Source organism: Jiangella ureilytica, from assembly GCF_004348545.1.
Classification (GTDB): Bacteria; Actinomycetota; Actinomycetes; order Jiangellales; family Jiangellaceae; genus Jiangella; species Jiangella ureilytica.
In genome coordinates this window covers 21,967-38,647 of sequence record NZ_SMKL01000040.1, presented here as the reverse complement: position 1 = coordinate 38,647, position 16,681 = coordinate 21,967, and the positions used below count along the sequence as shown (strand labels likewise).

Annotated in this window: 13 protein-coding genes; 7 read left to right on the top strand and 6 right to left on the bottom strand. The window is 73.5% G+C overall.

The features are described from left to right. Positions 1–3 precede the first annotated feature (3 nt). Together E1212_RS17940 and E1212_RS17935 are read left to right on the top strand one after the other, a co-directional pair. Positions 4–258: a hypothetical protein gene (locus E1212_RS17940; RefSeq protein WP_131984902.1), complete on the top strand. Its 255-nt coding sequence runs from the start codon at positions 4–6 to the stop codon at positions 256–258. Continuing rightward, a complete protein-coding gene (locus tag E1212_RS17935) occupies positions 255–2,183 on the top strand; it encodes a hypothetical protein (RefSeq protein ID WP_131984900.1) in 1,929 nt (642 codons plus the stop codon). The genes E1212_RS17940 and E1212_RS17935 overlap by 4 nt, the downstream gene beginning before the upstream one ends. Before the next feature lie 10 nt (positions 2,184–2,193). On the opposite strand, the gene nucS is transcribed toward E1212_RS17935, so the two are convergent. Beyond that, a complete protein-coding gene (nucS, locus tag E1212_RS17930; protein ID WP_131984898.1) occupies positions 2,194–2,904 on the bottom strand; it encodes an endonuclease NucS in 711 nt (236 codons plus the stop codon). 70 nt (positions 2,905–2,974) lie between these two features. Between nucS and E1212_RS17925 the strand changes: the two genes are divergently transcribed. Continuing rightward, complete coding sequence (locus E1212_RS17925; protein ID WP_131984896.1) at positions 2,975–3,286, top strand: hypothetical protein; 312 nt, start codon at positions 2,975–2,977, stop codon at positions 3,284–3,286. Between the two features lie 24 nt (positions 3,287–3,310). Here E1212_RS17925 and E1212_RS17920 read toward each other — a convergent pair whose 3' ends face one another. From E1212_RS17920 to E1212_RS17905, 4 genes are read right to left on the bottom strand one after another with little or no spacing between them, the layout of a single operon-like run. Continuing rightward, positions 3,311–4,969, bottom strand: a complete 1,659-nt coding sequence (locus E1212_RS17920) for an alpha/beta fold hydrolase (protein ID WP_131984894.1) — start codon at positions 4,967–4,969, stop codon at positions 3,311–3,313. Between the two features lie 44 nt (positions 4,970–5,013). Beyond that, positions 5,014–8,424, bottom strand: a complete 3,411-nt coding sequence (locus tag E1212_RS17915) for an error-prone DNA polymerase (RefSeq protein WP_131984936.1) — start codon at positions 8,422–8,424, stop codon at positions 5,014–5,016. Between the two features lie 14 nt (positions 8,425–8,438). Next, entirely contained in the window at positions 8,439–10,052 is a 1,614-nt protein-coding gene (locus E1212_RS17910; RefSeq protein ID WP_131984892.1) for a DNA polymerase Y family protein, read from the bottom strand. Then, on the bottom strand, positions 10,049–10,699 hold the full coding sequence (locus tag E1212_RS17905) for a hypothetical protein (RefSeq protein ID WP_203416968.1): 651 nt from the start codon (positions 10,697–10,699) through the stop codon (positions 10,049–10,051). The genes E1212_RS17910 and E1212_RS17905 overlap by 4 nt, the downstream gene beginning before the upstream one ends. A 136-nt stretch (positions 10,700–10,835) precedes the next feature. Between E1212_RS17905 and E1212_RS17900 the strand changes: the two genes are divergently transcribed. After that, positions 10,836–11,657 carry an MBL fold metallo-hydrolase gene (locus tag E1212_RS17900; RefSeq protein ID WP_131984891.1) on the top strand — a complete coding sequence of 274 codons (822 nt, stop codon included), beginning with the start codon at positions 10,836–10,838 and terminating at the stop codon, positions 11,655–11,657. Positions 11,658–12,230: 573 nt separating this feature from the next. On the opposite strand, the gene E1212_RS17895 is transcribed toward E1212_RS17900, so the two are convergent. Next, entirely contained in the window at positions 12,231–12,779 is a 549-nt protein-coding gene (locus E1212_RS17895; protein ID WP_162605533.1) for a GNAT family N-acetyltransferase, read from the bottom strand. A 75-nt stretch (positions 12,780–12,854) separates the two neighbouring features. On the opposite strand from E1212_RS17895, the gene E1212_RS17890 reads away from it, so the two are divergent. Genes E1212_RS17890 through E1212_RS17880 form a run of 3 tightly spaced genes read left to right on the top strand, consistent with a single transcriptional unit; the run spans position 12,855 to position 16,675 of the window. Beyond that, positions 12,855–13,463 carry a GNAT family N-acetyltransferase gene (locus E1212_RS17890; RefSeq protein ID WP_131984887.1) on the top strand — a complete coding sequence of 203 codons (609 nt, stop codon included), beginning with the start codon at positions 12,855–12,857 and terminating at the stop codon, positions 13,461–13,463. 9 nt (positions 13,464–13,472) lie between these two features. Next, the gene (locus E1212_RS17885) at positions 13,473–15,602 is read left to right on the top strand and encodes a prolyl oligopeptidase family serine peptidase (RefSeq protein ID WP_131984885.1); all 2,130 of its coding nucleotides are present in this window, start codon (positions 13,473–13,475) and stop codon (positions 15,600–15,602) included. After that, on the top strand, positions 15,599–16,675 hold the full coding sequence (locus E1212_RS17880) for a mechanosensitive ion channel family protein (protein ID WP_203416967.1): 1,077 nt from the start codon (positions 15,599–15,601) through the stop codon (positions 16,673–16,675). Before E1212_RS17885 ends, E1212_RS17880 begins: the two co-directional genes overlap by 4 nt. Positions 16,676–16,681: the final 6 nt, after the last annotated feature.

The following is a 16,681-nucleotide window of genomic DNA, read 5'->3' as shown; positions in this document are numbered from 1 at the left end:
GGTGTGAACGACACCACGCGCGCCGACCTCGAACGGCTGCAGATCCAGGTCGGGCGGGTCATCGACGATCTGAAGGCCGCGCTCGACGCGCCGCTGTCGATCATGGCGTCCGGCGAGGCGTGGACCGGCAACCGGGCCGACGGCTTCGGCACGTCGCTCGAGATCCACAAGAGCATCCTGCAGCGCGGCGCCGACACCATCAGCGGCGACATCGACGCCGCCGTGGCCGCCGCGCCGCCTGAGGAGCCGCCGGCATGACGTTCTCCTCGGTCTCGGTGGCCGGCCTCGAGGACCTCGTGGCCAAGCTGCGGATCGCGCGCCGCGAGATCGACGACTTCCTCGGGGAGACGACGGAGCGCTCGGTCCGGTCGGACCTGCGCACGCTCGGCCTCTCGTCCACCGGCTTCCAGGATCTCGCGGTCGTGCAGGAGTGGGTCGACTCCGCGCTGCAGGAGACCCAGCGCCGGCTCGGCCTGGCCCGGGTGCTGCAAAGCCAGCAGCCGGGCGCGCCGATGGTGCAGGTCGACGAGGACCTGATGGTGCTGGACCCGGCGTTGGCCGAGCGGCAGGGCCGCGACCTCGCGATCCGGTTCGAGCAGGCGGGCGGCGTCGACGGCGACATCTCCGGCCTGATGGAGGACTTCCAGGCCCTCGCCCACGACCCGGACGCAATGGCCGGGTTCTACGCCGAGCTCGGTCCGGAGCCGGCGGCCCGGCTCGCCGCGGCCATGGGCATGCCGGAGTCCGGCGTCGGCGAGAACGCGCAGCGCTACCTCGAGCTGCTCAGCATCGGCCTCGGCACAGCGCTCATGGACGAGACCCCTCCCGACGGGCTGAGCGAGCTGACCGGCGGGTTCGGCCAGGCCACGGACGACCCGCAGGTCGCCTGGGGCCGGCTGGCACTGCTGCAGTACGGCGACTTCTCAGGGTCGCCGGCGTTCGTGGAGCAGACGGTGAACGGGACGGCGCTCGACGCCTTCGCCGCCGCCGACTGGGCCGACCCGGGCAACATCTCGGCCCAGTCCCTCGGCGACGGCGACACCGCGGTCGGCCTGACCGGCGACATCGCGGCGCTGGCCTTCGGCACGCTCGCCCGCTCCCCCGCGCTGGCCACCAAGGTGCTGACCGAGCAGGACATCTCGGCCAAGGAGCTGACGCATCGGGTCTACGACGCGGCCGGCGACCCCGCCCAGCGCGCCGACCTGGCCGACACGTTCGGCCTGGCCATCGAGGCCGGCACCGGCTCGCAGGGCGACCCGCCCGACACCGAGCACACGCCCGAGCAGGCGGCGCTGGCGTTCGAGTTCATCACCGGCTCGGCCGACCACGAGCAGATCCCGCCCGCGATCAAGGACACGACGGCGCGGGTGGCTGCCGCGTACGTCGACGAGATGCTGGCCGGCTCGCACATCGACGGCGGCGAGATGATGGGCGACCGGGGCTCGTCGATGGACCAGGTGCCTCAGGACTTCCCGCAGGGCACCGGGCTGAGCCCGGACTTCTATCTGAGTCCCCGCGCGGTCTACCGGTTCCTCGGCGGCTTCCAGGACCAGCTCGAGTACTCCGCCCCGTTCGACGAGGCGATGGGCCTGTACATGGACCAGCAGCTGAGTGGGGCGATCCGGGCCGATCCGGCCAACGGCGGCGGCGAGCGGTACCAGTCGCTGCTGTCGCTGTTCGGCTCGCTCGGCGCGCTGCACTACGAGGCGCGCCGCGAGTTCGCCGAGGACTTCGACGCCCAGGAGCGGGCCCGGAAGGCGGCACTGTCCACATACGTCTCGGACGGGCTGGGGCTGATCCCGGGCCTGCCGCACCTGACCTGGTGGGCCGTCCAGAAGGGTGTCAACCTCGGTCTCGGCGCCTGGCAGGCCGCATCGGACAGCGAGGCGGACCAGGTCGCTGCCGAGCAGCAGCAGGCGAGCGACCTGCGCTGGTACGCCAGCGTCCAGCAACTGGTCGACAACGGGGCGCTGACACCGGAACAGCTGAAGGAGGCGCCGTCGTCGCTGCTCGAGAACGGGCAGCTGCGGCCCATCGAGGAGATCTTCGCCGACGACGCCACCCGCCAGGAGTTCTACGAGTGGGTCAACGGCGTCCCGGCGCTCGACGTGCCGGCCGACGCCGGGCAGGACGCCTGGGACAGCGGCTGGCAGGGCGGGCAGACGTTCGTGGGGCGGGCCTGACCGCGGCCGGTCAGAACAGCCGCGAGGTGGGGTCGTCGACGCCGCGGAGGGCGTCGTAGTCGACGGTGACGCAGGTGATGCCGCGGTCGACGGCGAGGGTGCGGGCCTGCGGCTTGATCTCCTGCGCCGCGAACACCCCCCGTACCGGCGCCAGCAACGGGTCGCGGTTGAGCAGGTCGAGGTAGCGGGTGAGCTGCTCGACGCCGTCGATCTCGCCCCGCCGCTTCACCTCGACGGCGACGGCGACGCCTTGGTCGTCGCGGCACAACAGGTCGACCGGGCCGATGGGCGTGGGGTACTCGCGGCGCACCAGCCGCCAGCCCGCGCCGAACGTCTCGACCTGCTCGGCCAGGAGCACCTGCAGGTGCGCCTCGACGCCGTCCTTGACCAGCCCCGGGTCGACGCCGAGGTCGTGAGCGGAGTCGTGCAGGATCTCGTGCAGGCTGATGACCAGGCGGTCGTCGGTCTTGTCGTTCTGGACCGTCCAGACCGCGGTGACGCCGTCGGTCCCCGCACCGTCCCCGTCCGGCCCCGGCTCCGGGTCGCCGACCGTCAGCGTGCAGGGCGGGCTCATCCAGTTCAGCGGCTTGTACGAGCCGCCGTCGGAGTGCACGAGCACACTGCCGTCGGCCTTCACCATGATGACGCGGGTGGCGAGCGGGAGGTGGGCGGTCAGCCGGCCGGCGTAGTCGACCTGGCAACGGGCGATGACGATCCTCACCGCCCGAACTCTAGACGGCGTAGCGTGCGCAACACACGCACCCGACGGTCAGGGGGCGACCATGAATCGAATGGCGCTGATCGCGCTGGGGCTCGCCCTGCTGGCCGTCGTCGGCCTGGGCGGGGTGGTCCTGCAGCGACAGGGCGAGCGGATCGACGAGCTCGAGGCGACCATCGCGGAGCTTCGGACGGTCACGGAGGCCGCCGCCGCCCGGCGCGACGTCGACGACGCGACGCGGCTGGACGAGATCGAGGCGCAACTCGGCTTCGGCGCGCCGGACTGGCCGTCGGAGAACGTCGCCGAGCGCATCACGCAGCTCGAGTGGGACCTCGGCCTGATCTGCGGGTTCCTGCACCGCACCGGCGAGGAGGTCCTGTGCTGACGGGGTCAGCATGCGGTGAGCCCGTCAGCGTGCGGTGAGCGCCGCGGCGAGTGAGGCCCGCTCGGCCCGGAGCCAGGCCTGGCTGCGCCGGATGGTGTCACCGGCGCCGTCGGCCCACATGCGCGCCCAGCCGCCGCCGTCGGTCTCGGCGCGGTGCTTCATGGCGTGCCAGGCGCGGGTGAACCGGCGGTCGGCGACGTCGAGCAGCTGCGCCCGCTGCACCTCGTCCAAGCCGTAGGCGTCGGCGAAGATCCGCATCCGCCGGCCGGCGTCGGCGTCGCGCAGGGCGGGGTCGCGGTCGGCCGGGGCGGTGAGCGGCGCCCAGTACCGCATCGTCGTGACGACGTCGAGCACCCGGGTCGTCGGGCCGGCGAGGTCGAAGTCGATGATCCCGACCGGCCGGCCGTCGACGAAGATCGTGTTCTCGAAGGTGATGTCGTTGTGGCCGACGACGTCGGCCTCGCGATGGTCCGGCAGCGGCGCGACGCCCGGCAGCTCGACCGGCGGCGGCCAGCTGACCCCGTCGGGCAGGGGCACGTCGGCCGAGCAATCGTGCAGCTTGCGCTGGATGACGGCGATCTCACGCAACGCGTCCTCGCTCACCGCCCACGGCGCGAGCGGGCGGCCGCCCATCTCGCCGTCGAGGAAGGTGAGGATCTCGCGGCCGCGGTCGTCGAACCCGAGGAAGCGCGGCGCGTGGGCGAACCCCTCCTTCTCGAGGTGGCGCAGGTAGGCGTGGACGGCGGCGGCGCCCTCGACCGGCCTGCGGCGGACGGTCGCGCCCACTCGGACGACGCCCTCGCTGACGTCGCCGCCGAGCAGCGGGATTTCGACGACCTCGTCGAGGAAGCCGTCGACGGCGGCGCGGAACTCGGCGGGCCGCTCGACCCACGGGTAGTGCCCGCAGTCGTCGACGACGGCGACCCGGCCGGCCGGGAACGACTCGGCCAGGGCGACGACCGGGGCGAGCCCGGTCATCGCGTCGTCGGCGCCGGCGACCACGAGGACCGGCGCGGTGACGGCGCTCAGCTTCGTCGCGAGATCGGCGGGCGGGTCGACGCTGAAATACGCGCGGTTGGCGGGCAGGTCGTAGCGGCCCACGGCGGCGTGCCGTTGTTCGGCCGGGCCCCAGTGCGCGTAGCTGGACGGCGCGACCCGCCGCTGCCAGTCGTTGAAGCCCTCGTCGTCGAGGACGGCGGGCCCGGCGGCCAGCGCCGTCCACGCCTCGGCGAACGCGGGCTCGGCGGTGCGGAGGCGGCCGGCGATCCGTTCGGCGTCCGGCTCGGCGTCGACGAGGTGGGCGGACGGCGGCGTGAGGAGCAGCAGCGCCGCGACGCGATCCGGGTACTGCACGGCGTACGCGACGGCGAGCCGGGTGCCGGCCGAGTGCCCGGCGACGAGCAGGCGGTCCTGGCCGAGGTGCCCGCGCAACGCCTCGAGGTCGGCGGCCTGGCACCAGTAGGACCCCTCTTCGAGTTGCGCGGGCGCCGGTGACGAGCCGATGCCGCGCAGGTGCGGGATCACCAGGGGGTGCCGCTCGGCCAGCCCGGCGAGATCGCCCAGGTAGACGGGGTGCCGCGCGGCTCCTCCCGCCAGGACGACGACCGGCGGACCGGCGGCGTCCGGCCCGGCGAGCTCGTCGTAGTGCAGGGGCGTGTCGTCGTCGGCGCGGTAGGTCGGCACGGCCCGACGCTACCGCCCGCCGGCGGGCGGGATCGACGGCACGATCAGTGGAAGTCGCGGGAGCGGTGCCGGACGTGCAGGGCGCGGGCGGCCTCGGGGTGGACGTCGTCGAGGGAGGCGAGCTTGTCGGCGTTGAGGTTGGTGACGCCGTCGTTGCGTTCGAGGATGCCGCGCACGATCATGCAGGCGGCGTTGCGGGCGATGCGCCGGTGCCGCTGCCAGAGGCCGACCGCGCAGACGACGTTGAGCATGCCGGTCTCGTCCTCGAGGTTGAGGAACGTGACACCGCCCGCGGTGCCGGGCCGCTGCCGGTGCGTGACCAGGCCGGCGACGGTGATCCGGCGGCCGGACTCGGTGGTCTGGAGGTCCTCGATGGACAGGATCCCCTCGCGCCGCAGCAGCGCCCGCAGGTGGGTGAGCGGGTGGTCCGAGGGTGAGATGGACGTGGCCCACAGGTCGGCGAGGGTGAGCTCGACGTCGTTCATGCCCGGCAGCGGCGGCGGGGCCGGGGCGGCGGTGACGGCCTCGAGCTGCAGTTCGGTCTCGGTGTAGCCGGCGTTCCACAACGCCTCGCGGCGGGTGAGGCCGAAGCCGTCGAACGCGCCCGCCGTGGCCAGCGCCTCCATCTGCCGGGAGTCGAGGCCGGCCCGCCGCGACACGTCGGTGGTGCTGGTGAACGGACGCTCCTCGCGGGCGGCCACGATCCGCTCGGCGACGGGCTTGCCGATGCCGCGGACGGAGTCGAGGCCGAGCCGGACCGCGTAGCCGGTGTCGCGGCGGTGCTCGGGGGTGGGGTCGGGCGTCCCCGGCACCCAGTCGGTGGTCTCGTGCAGCGGGCGCAGGCAGTCGTCGCGGCCGGTGGCGCGAGGGTCGCCGTCGGGGAGCAGCTCGAGGTCGGCGACGGCGCCGGAGCGGGCGATGTCGGGGCGATGGACGGTGACACCGTGCCGTCGGGAGTCGCCGACCAGCGACTGCGCGGAGTAGAAGCCCATGGGCTGGGCCCGCAGGAGCGCGGCCAGGAACGCCGCCGGGTAGTGCAGCTTGAGCCACGAGCTGACGTAGACCAGCTTGGCGAAGCTGAGCGCGTGGCTCTCGGCGAACCCGAAGTTCGCGAACGAGAGGATCTTGGTGTAGAGCTGGTCGGCGACGGCGCCGACGAGGCCGCGGCGGGCCATGCCCTGGTACAGCTTCTCCTTGATGCTCTCGATGCGCTCGATGCCGCGCTTGGAGCCCATGGCGCGGCGCAGCAGGTCGGCGTCGTCGGCCGTGCAGTCGCCGACGGCGATGGCCATCTGCATGAGCTGCTCCTGGAACAGCGGCACGCCGAGGGTCCGCTCGAGCACCGGGACGAGGTCGTCGTGGACGTACTCGACCTTCTCCTGGCCGGTGGCGCGGCGGATGTAGGGGTGGACGGCGCCGCCCTGGATGGGGCCGGGGCGGATCAGCGCGATCTCGATGGCGAGGTCGTAGAACTTGCGCGGCCGCAGCCGGGGCAGCGTCCCGATCTGGGCCCGGCTCTCGACCTGGAACACGCCGATGGAGTCGGCCCGGCAGAGCATGTCGTAGACCGCCGGCTCCTCCTCGGGGACGCTCTGCAGCCGCCACGCCTCGCCCAGGTGCCCGGCCACCATGGAGAACGCGTGGTCGATCGCGCTCAGCATGCCCAGCCCGAGCAGGTCGAACTTGACCAGGCCCATCGACTCGCAGGCGTCCTTGTCCCACTGCAGGACGGTGCGGTGGTCCATGCGGCCGCGCTCGATGGGGCACACCTCGCCGATGGGCCGCTCGGTCAGGATCATGCCGCCGGAGTGGATGCCGAGGTGCCGCGGCGCCCGCATGAGCTGGTTGGCGAGGTCGACCACCGGGCCGGGGATGTCGTGCCCGTCGCTGCCGCCGTCGGCCACCGCGCTCCAGCTGTCGGTCTGCTTCGACCACGCGTCCTGCTGCCCCGGCGAGTAGCCCAGCGCCTTGGCGGCGTCGCGGATGGCCATCTTGGGCCGGTAGCTGATGACGTTGGCGACCTGGGCGGCGTTGCGGCGGCCGTAGCGGCGGTAGACCCACTGGATGACCTCTTCGCGCCGGTCGGAGTCGAAGTCGACGTCGATGTCGGGCTCCTCGTCGCGGTTGACCGAGATGAACCGCTCGAACGGCAGGTGGTGGAAGACCGGGTCGATCGCGGTGACGCCGAGCGCGTAGCAGACCGCCGAGCTGGCCGCCGAGCCCCGGCCCTGGCAGAGGATGCCCTCGTCGCGGGCGAACGCGACGATGTCGTGGACGATGACGAAGTAGCCGGCGAAGTCCTTGCGGCCGATGATCTCGAGTTCGTACTCGACCCGCTCGCGTGCCTCGCGCTCGTGCGGCTTGTCGCGGTAGTAGTGCTGGAAGCCGCGGTCGACCAGGATCCGCAGCCAGCTCATCGCCGTGTGGCCGTCGGGGATGTGCTCCTTCGGCAGCCGCGGGCTGGCCTTGTGCAGGTCGAACGCGAGCTCGTCGGCCAGCTCGACGGAGCGGGCGACGGCGCCGGGGTACGCGGCGAACTTCGCCGCCATCTCGGCGCCCGTGCGCAGCGAGGCCGCGCCCCAGGCCGGCAGCCAGCCGTTCATCTCGGCCAGGCTGCGTCGCGCCCGCACCGCCGCCATGGCCGACGCCAGCCGGTGGTCGGACGGGTCGGCGTAGTGGACGTTGTTGGTGGCGACGACGGGCAGCCCGCGGTCGGCGGCGAGGCCGGCCAGCAGCCGGTTGGTGTCGTCGTCGCTGGGATGGCCGTGGTCGTACAGCTCGACGGCGACGTTGCCCTTGCCGAACAGGCCGGTCAGCCGGTCGAGCTCGACGGCGGCAGCGGCCGGTCCGCCTGCGGTGAGAGCGGCGCGGACGGTGCCCTTGCGGCAGCCGGTGAGCACCAGCCAGTGGTCGCGCCCGTGGCTCACCAGCTCGTCGAGGTCGTAGTCGGGCTTGCCCTTCTCGTCGCCGCGCAGCTGCGCCTCGGTGATGACGCCGGCCAGCCGGTGATAGCCCTCGACGCCCCTGGCCAGCACCAGCAGGTGGCTGCCGCGGGGATCGGGCACGCCGTTCTGCGGTGCGTCGAGGCCCAGCGACAGCTCCGCGCCGTAGAGGGTGCGCAGGTTCGCGGCGGCGTACTTCTGGGCGATCTCGGCGAACAGCGGCGCGCCGTAGAAGCCGTCGTGGTCGGTGAGCGCCAGCCCGTGCAGCCCCAGCTCGATGGCGGCCTCGACCAGGCGGTCGGGGCCGCTGGCGCCGTCGAGGAAGCTGAAGTTGCTGTGCGCGTGCAGCTCGGCGTACGGCGTGACGGGGCCGTCGGGACGGCGCACCTCGGCCTTCGGCGTGTACGGCTTGCGCTTGCGCGACCCCGGACCGTCCTCACGGGGCACCGTCGGGCGGTCGGAGAGCCGGCGCTCGAGCTCGCCCCAGGACATCGGCGGGTTGTTCCAGCCCACTGGCTCACGCACCCTCAGTCATAAGCGGCCTCGATGTACCAGCCGTCGTCGGCGCAGGTCATCAGCCAGGCCCGGCCGTCGACGCCGACGATCTGGAACCGGGCCACCCAGCTGGCGGGGTTCTCCCACCACAGCTCCTCGACCGGCCACGGCCCGGCCCACGCGGTGATGGGCTGCCAGCCGCGGGAGCCGCCGCTGCCGCGGGAGCCGCCGGTGCCGCCGGTGCCGCCGTCGTCGCTGGTCCGGAACCGGGCCGGTGGCGCGCTGACCACGCCGCGCTCGCTGACCCACACCAGCCTCCCCCGCTGGTCGACGACGGCGACCGGGCGCGGCTCGGTGTAGATGCGCGCCGGTGCCGGCGGCGGGAGGCTGCCCGGCCACGGCAGCTCGGCCGGTCGTAGCCCCACCGGCCGCTCGCCCCACGGGACGAACGCCTGCCGGTCGCCCGGCGAGCGGCCGCCCTGGACCGCCGGGACGGTGACCGCCTGGTGGCCGAGCATGCCCTGGACCCGCGCGACCGCCCGCTCGACGCGTTCGTCGGTGCCGCCGCCCCACAACCCGGCGGCGTGGGCGGCGGTGGGCTCGACGGTGTCGGGGACGAATCGGACCAGCTCGACCGGCGCTGAGACGCCCATACCGCCCGAGGTGCTGCGCAGCTGTCCCCGCAGCTGCCAGTGGACGCGGTCGACGAGGTCGGCGGCGCCGAACCAGCGCGAGTGCGCCCACACCCGCGACGAGGCGATCTCGTGGTCGCACTCGGCCTCGATGAGCACCTCGGTGCAGACCAGGCCGCGGGCGGCCAGCTGGGTGACGAAGCGCTCGGCGGTCCGGCGGACGCTGAAACTGATGGCCTCGACGGTGTCGAGCGGCGGTTCGAACCGGATCTGGCACTCGAGGTCGGGCGGCGGCGTGCGCGCGCCCAGCCGGGAGTCGTCCTCGCCGCGGGCCAGCCGGTGGATCTTGGCGCCGTAGCCGCCGAACCGGGCCTGGACGTCGCCGCCGTCGAGCTGGGCGAAGTCGCCGAGCGTGCGCAGCCCCAGCCGCCTCAGGAGCCCGGCCACCTCGGCGTCGTCGATGACGCTGACCGGCAGCTCGCGCAGGAACGCCGCCGACCCGCCCGCCTCGACGACGACGGTGTCTTGCGGGTGTGCCTGCCGGGCCGCCTGCTCGGCGGTGAAGAGGTCGTCGGCGATGCCGATGCGGCAGTCCCACACGCCGGTCCTGACCAGCTGCTCGGCGATGAGCGCCCCGGCCGACCCCTCGCCGCCGTAGAACCGGCCCGGCGCGTGCACCGCCAGCAGCCCGGGCCGCAGCGGCGCGACGCCCGGCCGCAGCTCCTCGACCGCCACCACGACCGGCTCGAACGCCCGGGCGTCGCGGTCGGGGTTGTTCTCGATGAGCCGGAGCTCGGGACAGCGCGACTGCGCGTCGCGGCGGCGCATCCCCCGCCGGACGCCCTCGGACCGGGCGGCCTCGTTGCAGGCGACGACGGTGTTGGCGGCCAGCACCGCGGCGGGTGCGGTGACGGCGTCCGGCTTCGTGTCGCCGTCCTCGGCCATGGCCGCGACCACCGGCCAGTCGGGGCACCAGACGACCAGGACCCTGCGTCCGCCCTGGCCCGTGCTCATCCGGCCGCCTCGAGCGCCTCGAGGTCGGCGCCGGACACCGTGCCGTCGGGACCCGGCAGCCACAGCCACGCCGACCGCGGCCGCGCGCCGGACCCTCGCCCCGCCGCCTCGACCCTCACCCGCCGCCCGCGCAGGTGGCCGTCGCCCTGACCGGCCCCGACCCACAGCGACGACGCGACCCGCAGCCGGGTCTGCGCGCCCTCCCAGTCGCCGACGCAGACCAGCGCCGACCCGTGCCGGCGGGCCAGCGCCACGAGCCGCCGGGCCAGCTGGCCGCCCACCTGGCCGGGCGGCTGCACGAGGACCAGCTCGACCGCCGTGAGCAGCACCGCCACCACCTCGGCCCACTGGTCGCCGGGATCGTCGACCAGCACGACGCGGCCGAGGTCGGCGCCGAGGTCGGCGGCCGCCAGCACGCCGAACTCGGAGAGCCCGACCACCGCCGACCACGTTCCGGCCGCCGTCGCCCCGGCGAGGAGCGCCAGCGGCAGCACCCCGGCCCCCTCGACGGCGACCACCTGGCCCCGCCGCAACCCGCCGAGTAGCGTGCGCAGGGCCGGCAGCACCGCCACCAGCTCGACCGGCTGGGCGGCGAAACCCGCTCTGGCCAGCACCGCCTCGGCCTGGTCGCGCCTGAGAACCGTCACCCGCTCATCGTCGAACACGTGTTCGAGAGGTGTCAAGTCGATCACCGATATACTTCATCCGTAGTGGTTGCAATCTACTATCGCTTGGCACTACGGTCTCGAACCAGCGATTGCGACCACAAACGGAGGGAGCACCGTGTTGAGGCAGGTCGCGAAGGGTGTGCTGACCCACCAGAGCGAGTTGCTCGAGAACAATGCCGTCGTCGTGCAAGGCCGGACCGGCGTCCTGCTCATCGACGCCGGGATCACGGGCGACGAGATGGCGTGCCTGGCCAACGACCTCCGCGAGTCGGACCGGCCCGTCGTGGCCGGCTTCTCGACGCATGCCGACTGGGATCACGTGCTCTGGCACACCGACCTCGGCGAAGCGCCCCGTTACGGCACGGCCCGCTGTGCGGCCGCCATGCGAGACGTGCTGTCGAACCCGGACTGGCAGGCCCAGGTCGCCGCGGGGCTACCGCCGGAGATCGCCGACGAGACTCCGCTGGACCGGTTCGGCCTCATCACCGGCCTGCCCGACGGAACCACGCGGGTTCCCTGGGACGGCCCCGAGGTCAGGCTCCTCGAGCATGACGCGCATGCCCCTGGCCACGCGGCACTGCTGGTCGAGGAGAGCAGGGTCCTCGTCGCCGGCGACATGCTGTCCGATGTCCTGGTCCCGATGCTCGACGTGAGCACCGCCGACCCGATCGGGGACTACCTCGCCGCGCTGGACCTCTTCGAGGGCGTGACGGGCGACGTCGATGCCGTCGTCCCGGGCCATGGGTCGGTCGGCGGAGCCGATCAGCTCCGCGCACGGATCGAACTCGACCGCGCGTACGTGCGGGCTCTGCGTGACGGCGGTGGTCACGACGACCCGCGGATCGGCCCCTCGGCCAAGGAAGGCTGGGAATGGGTGGTCGAGATCCACACAGGGCAACTGAACAGTCTCAGCCGGAAGTCTCAGCCGGAAGGGTGAGAGCGATGGGTGGATGCCGAGTGGGCCGGGGTGATGAGGTGGGCTCCCCGTCCCCCTGCTGCCCATTCTCTTAACCCCGGTCACCCGCCTCAAGCCGGCGCCCTCTGTGGTTGCTTGACCGTGTGGTTGGGGGGCTTCGGCCTGACCCGGGCACCCGGGGCCCAAGAACGGGCAGCTATCAGGGGGACGGGGAGACCCTGGGCACGCCTCACCGCCCCGCGTGCCCGTTTCGCCCCGGTTCGCCGGGCTGTGCACAGCGATGATCATCGGCGATCCGCTACATCACCAGGCGTTCTGCCACATCACCAGGCATGCATGCCTCGTGAAGCGGCAGAGAACCTCGTGATGGCCCCGCGAACAACGGAAAATCCCACCACGTGGACACCAGCAGGGCCCGCCAGGACCGTGCCCGTCGCCAGACTCCCCCCGTCCCCCTGATAGCTGCCCGTTCTTAGGCCGCGAAGCCGCGGGTCAAGCGGACCCCAAGGGCGCGCAGCGCCCACCGGTCCGCTTGAGGCGCGGATTCGCGGCTAAGAGAATGGGCAGCAGGGGGACGGGGGAACCCCACCGACCTCAAGACCCGGCCAACCCCCGGGCGTAGCGCACCTCCGACAACACATCGGGCCCGACCTGCTCGTCATGGCGCGCGCCGTCGAGCGCCCACCCGGACCGGTCGTAGAACGCGCGCCCCAGGGCGTTGCCCTCCAGCGTCCACAGCGTCGCCCGCGTGAACCCCTCGGCCCGCAGGAAGTCCAGCGCGGCCGTCATCAGCGCACGCCCCACCCCCGTCCCCAACTGGGCGGGGTCGGCGTAGATCGCGTACACCTCACCCACGTCGGCAGAGGCGGAGGAATCGCGCGACGCGCCCGCGGCACAGAACCCGGCCACCTCCCCCGCCCGGACCGCGACCAGCACCGTCGACCGCCGAGCGGGTTCCAAGAGCATCCGCCGCCACCCGGCCGCCCGCCGCGAGACGTCCAACTCGGCGAGAAACTCCGCGTCGACGACGCCGGCGAACGCCCGCCGCCAGCCGGCGACGTGGACCGCCGCGATCGCGTCGGCATCGGCCACCTCGGCCGCGCGCACCGACAGCCCGCCGCCGTCACCGTCACCCACCGACATGCGCCTGAACCTACGCAACCGACCGGGTCCCCGGCCACCCTTACCAGCGCGCCCGTCATGACGCATGATCAAGTGATGCAACCATCGCGGCACGTGGTGCGGCAGGCGTTGCGCTCCGACGTCGGCACCGTCGCGCGCGTGCTCGCCGAGGCGTTCGACGGCGACCCGGTGATGCGCTTCATCGTCCCGGAGAACCGTCACAGGCACCGGCTCACGTCGCTGTTCGCGTTCGAGACGCTGCTCAGCCCGCACGGGTCGTGGGTCGACGTCGTCGACGGCGAGATCGCGGGGGCCGCGCTGTGGGGGCTGCCGGGCGCCGGGCAGCCCGGGTTCTGGACGACGCTGCGCTACAGCCGGTACCTGCTGCGCACGTTCGGGACGGGGCTGCCGAAGGCGATGCGGGCGTTCCGGACCATCGAGGACGCGCATCCGTCGTCGCCGCCGCACTGGTACCTGCAGACGCTCGGGGCGGCCCGGCCCGGACGGGGTGTGGGCGGCGCGCTGCTGCGCGACGGACTGGCCAGGGCCGACGCGCAGGGGCTGCCGGCGTACCTGGAGTCGTCGGCACCCGGAAACATCAGGATCTACGAGCGGTTCGGGTTCCGCCCGACCGGCGAGATCATGCTCGCGGGCGGCCCTACGCTGACGGCGATGTGGCGCGACCCGGTCGGAGGGGGTCAGTAAGGTCGGAGCGTGGCATTCGACGCATCCGGCTCCCCGCAGCCGCTCCCGACGGCATATCCCCCCGCCCCGCGCGGCGACGACGCCGACGTGCTGCACGGCGTCACGGTCCCCGACCCGTACCGCGCGCTGGAGCCTGAGGACGACCCCGTCACGCAGGCGTGGTCCAAGGCGCAGCGCGTGTTGTTCGACGAGCACCGCGCCGGCTGGCCGGCCCGCCCGGCGTTCGCCGACCGGCTGGCCCAGCTGCTGCGCGCCGGCTCCGTCGGCACGCCGGCCTGGCGCGGCGAGCGGGTGTTCCACACCCGGCGCACGCCCGACCAGGAGCACGCCGCCCTGCTCACCACCGACCCCGGCGGCGCCGAGCGGGTCCTCGTCGACCCCGTCGCCGTCGACCCCTCCGGCGCCACCACGCTCGACGCCTGGCAGCCGTCCAAAGAGGGCGACCTGCTGGCCTACCAGCTCTCCGAGGGCGGCACCGAGGAGTCGGTGCTGCGGGTCATCGACGTCGCCACGGGCCAGGTCGTCGACGGCCCCATCGACCGCGCCCGCTACTCCCCGGTCGCCTGGCTGCCCGGCGGCGAGGCGTTCTACTACGTCCGCCGGCTGCCGAAGGACGCCGTCCCCGATGGCGAGGACCAGTTCCACCGGCGCGTCTACCTGCACCGGCTCGGGGCCGACCCCGCCGACGACGTCGAGATCTTCGGCGACGGCATGGAGAAGACGAACTACTACGGCGTCTCCGTCAGCCGCGACGGCCGCTGGCTCACCGTCACCGCCGCCCAGGGCACCGCGCCGCGCAACGACGTCTGGCTCGCCGACCTCACGGCCGAGGGCGCCACTCTCGAGGCGCCCCGGCTGCGCCCCGTCGTCGTCGGCCAGGACGCCAAGACCGGCCTGCACGTGGGTCGCGACGGCCGCCTGTACGTGTGGACCGACCTCGGCGCACCGCGTGGCCGGCTCGCGGTCACCGACCCCTCGGCGCCCGAGCCGGAGCACTGGCGCGACCTGCTGCCCGAGGACCCCGAGGCGGTGCTCGAGGACTTCGCGCTGCTCGACGGCGACGGGCTCGACGCACCCGTGCTGCTGGCCGCGCGCACCCGGCACGCCATCAGCGAGGTGACGGCGCACGCGCTGGCCACCGGTGAGCCCTTGCACACGCTCGAGCTGCCCGGCATCGGCAGCGTCGGCGGGCTGTCCGAGCGGCCCGAGGGCGGCCACGAGTCGTGGTTCGCCTACACCGACCACACGGTCCCGGTGCGCATACTGCACTACGACGCCCGGTCGCGGACGGTGTCCACCTGGGCCGACGCGCCCGGGGAAATTGACGTCCGGGCCATCTCATCACAGCAGGTCACCTACCGGTCCAAGGACGGCACCGAGGTCCGCATGGTCATCGTGTCGCCCACGGCGTCGGCTGACGGCCCGCGGCCGACCGTCCTCTACGGCTACGGCGGCTTCAACATCGCCCTCACGCCGGCCTACTCCGCCAGCATCCTGGCCTGGGTCGAGGCGGGCGGCGTGTGGGCCGTCGCCAACCTGCGCGGCGGCTCCGAAGAGGGCGAGCAGTGGCACCGCGCCGGCATGCGCGAGCACAAGCAGAACGTGTTCGACGACTACCACGCCGCTGCCGAGTACCTGGTCAGCGAGGGCTGGACGACCAGCGGCCAGCTGGCGATCTTCGGCGGCTCCAACGGCGGCCTGCTGGTCGGCGCCGCGCTGACCCAGCGCCCCGAGCTGTACCGCGCCGTCGTCTGCTCCGCGCCCCTGCTCGACATGGTCCGCTATGAGAAGTTCGGCCTCGGCGAGTCCTGGAACGACGAGTACGGCACCGCGTCCGACCCCGTCGAGCTGGGCTGGCTGCTGGGCTATTCGCCGTACCACCACGTGCACGACGGCGTCGAATACCCGTCGGTCCTGTTCACGGTGTTCGACGGCGACAGCCGCGTCGACACGCTGCACGCGCGCAAGATGGCCGCGGCCCTGCAGGCCGCCACGTCGGGCGACCCCGCCACGCGGCCGATCCTGCTGCGCGCCGAGGCCAACGTCGGGCACGGCGCCCGGGCCGTCTCGCGCACCGTCGACCTCAGCGCCGACCAGCTCGCCTTCCTCGCCGCGCAGCTGGGACTGGAGGTTCCGTGATCCCAGTGGTCGGCCTGCTCGCGGCGACCGGGGCCATCGGCGCGGCCGGCGTCATCGCGTCGCCCGACATCACCGAAGCCGAGCAGTACTCCGCCGAGTGGTGGCGCGACGTGCTGCTCGACGTCCCGCTGCGCCTGGCCGGGCTCATCCTCTTCGCCGTCGTGGCCCGCTACCTCGCGCACAAGTTCATCAACCGCATGGTCCGGCGCACGGTCGAGAAGGAGCCGCCCAAGGCCGTCCTGGGGTCGGCCCGGGCCGCCCGCATCGTGTTCGGCGGCGCCGGGGCCTTCTCCGAGCGGCGGGCGCTGCGCGCCGAGACCATCGGCTCGGTGCTACGCAGCATCACGACGGTCGTCATCAGCGCCATCGCCGTGGTCACGGCCCTGGAGATGCTCGGCTACGCCGTCGGCCCGCTGCTCGCGTCCGCGGGCGTCCTGGGCGTCGCGCTCGGCTTCGGCGCGCAGAACCTGGTCAAGGACTTCCTGGCCGGCGCCGCCATGCTGCTCGAGGACCAGTACGGCGTCGGCGACGTCATCGACATGGGCCACGCCATCGGCACCGTCGAGTCGGTCAGCCTGCGCATCACCCGGCTGCGCTCCGTCGACGGCACCGTCTGGTACCTCCGCAACGGCGAGGTCATCCGGGTCGGCAACTCGTCCTACGGCTGGTCGCGGGCGCTGCTCGACGTCCACGTCCCGGCCGACGCCGACGTCACCCGGGCCCGCCGGCTGCTCGAAGAGATCGTGCACGTCCTCGCCGACGACGACCACTGGCGCGACCTGATCCTGGAGCCTCCGGAGGTCTGGGGCGTCGAGGACCTCACCCCCGACGGCGTGCTCATCCGGGTGGTCATCAAGACCAAGCCGCTGGAGCAGTGGGGCGTCGCCCGCGAGCTGCGCGAACGCATCAAGCAGCGGTTCGACTCCGAGCGGCTGGCGCTCCCGGTCGCGACCGAGTCCCCCGCGCCCGGCCCCGGCAGCGGCGCCGGCGACCCGACCAACCCGCCGCCCGCCACGGCGGCCCAGCCCCCGGCCGCGCCGCCACCGCCGGCGACGTCGAGCGACGGCCTCTGACGGCAC

What these genes read in the sequence shown, in the direction of transcription:
- E1212_RS17925 (WP_131984896.1), top strand. Translation starts at nt 2,975, where the DNA reads ATGGCGCTGATCGCGCTGGGGCTCGCCCTGCTGGCCGTCGTCGGCCTG.
- E1212_RS17935 (WP_131984900.1), top strand. Translation starts at nt 255, where the DNA reads ATGACGTTCTCCTCGGTCTCGGTGGCCGGCCTCGAGGACCTCGTGGCC.
- E1212_RS17895 (WP_162605533.1), bottom strand. Translation starts at nt 12,779, where the DNA reads ATGTCGGTGGGTGACGGTGACGGCGGCGGGCTGTCGGTGCGCGCGGCC.
- E1212_RS17890 (WP_131984887.1), top strand. Translation starts at nt 12,855, where the DNA reads ATGCAACCATCGCGGCACGTGGTGCGGCAGGCGTTGCGCTCCGACGTC.
- E1212_RS17910 (WP_131984892.1), bottom strand. Translation starts at nt 10,052, where the DNA reads ATGAGCACGGGCCAGGGCGGACGCAGGGTCCTGGTCGTCTGGTGCCCC.